The sequence below is a fragment of the Vibrio sp. 1874 genome (assembly GCF_033344395.1).
Taxonomy (GTDB): Bacteria; Pseudomonadota; Gammaproteobacteria; order Enterobacterales; family Vibrionaceae; genus Vibrio; species Vibrio alginolyticus.
Window position 1 is genome coordinate 1 of the sequence record NZ_JAWPOR010000153.1, and the last position, 1,118, is coordinate 1,118.

At 48.6% G+C, this 1,118-nt stretch carries 1 protein-coding gene and 1 pseudogene; both read right to left on the reverse strand.

Features of this window, described 5'->3' with window-relative positions:
• Window positions 1-156, reverse strand: a pseudogene (locus R8N46_RS25260) (ABC transporter substrate-binding protein); the annotation flags it as partial.
• Between the two features lie 35 nt (window positions 157-191).
• A complete protein-coding gene (locus tag R8N46_RS25265) occupies window positions 192-1,067 on the reverse strand; it encodes a metal ABC transporter permease (RefSeq protein WP_141179671.1) in 876 nt (291 codons plus the stop codon).
• Window positions 1,068-1,118: the final 51 nt, after the last annotated feature.

The following is a 1,118-nucleotide window of genomic DNA, read 5'->3' on the forward strand; positions in this document are numbered from 1 at the left end:
CAGATATGTGGTTTCCACGCCCGTTCCTTTCATCAATTGCTCTGACAGCATGTAAGTCACAGGGGTACTGGTTAAAATATCTTTGGCCATCGCCAATGATGACAATGTACTCATCGCCATCAATCCTAAACCTAAAGTAAGAGTTTTCATTTTCATGTTGAGATACTTAAGTTGGGTATGTAAAAGCGTGCTCACGCCTTACGAATAATTCGATAAACCGTTGCAGTTAAGAAGAAAGCAGCGGAAACAATGATGATCGACGCGCCCGATGGCACCGGTAAGTCGAGCTCCATTGGCAATATGGTGCCAACCAAGCAAGCAACCGTCGCAAGCAAAGAAGAAAGCAATACAAAGCTTCCCATTCGCTTGGTGAGCAACCTAGCTGTCGCACCAGGGATCAACAGCAGGGCACCTACTAACACGGCACCAACGATCTTCACTGCGGCGATCGTCACTAAAGTGATCATCATGACGAATAGGTAATCGTAAAAGCTGGTATTGAAGCCACGCACGCGAGCAATATCTGGGCTGATACACGTGAGCAAAATGCGATTAAATGTCGGAATCAGCAGCAGCAGGATGATCAAGCAGCTCACTGCAAGCAACGTGATGTCTCTATCGGTCACCGTCAAAATCGAACCGAACAGTACGTTTTCTAGCATGTGTATGTTGATCTTACGTGCGACGTACATCAGCAACGCCGCCCCGACCGCCAGAGCTAACGCCAGAAATACACCGACCAACGTGTCATAAGGTACATTGGTGCGATTTCTCACGAAGTGCAGCAGCAACGCAAAGATCATGCAGAAGCTAAACAACCCTATGATTGGGTTTTCTGGCGGTTCACCAAGTAAAACACCAATAGCGATACCCGTCAGTGCTGCGTGGCCTACTGCTTCGGAGAAAAACGCCAAACGCTTAGCAATCACTAATGTGCCCAGCCCGCCGAGTAGCGGCCCCAAAATCAGCGCAGCGACCATCGCGTTCACCATAAAAGCGTACGCAAAGCTGTCGCTCAACCATCCAGCATCTACACCACTCACCGCCAGTGCTCGTAACCACTCCATTACGCCGCCTCCACTTTGGTTGTGTAGTGCTTAAATAATGTTTCAATACGA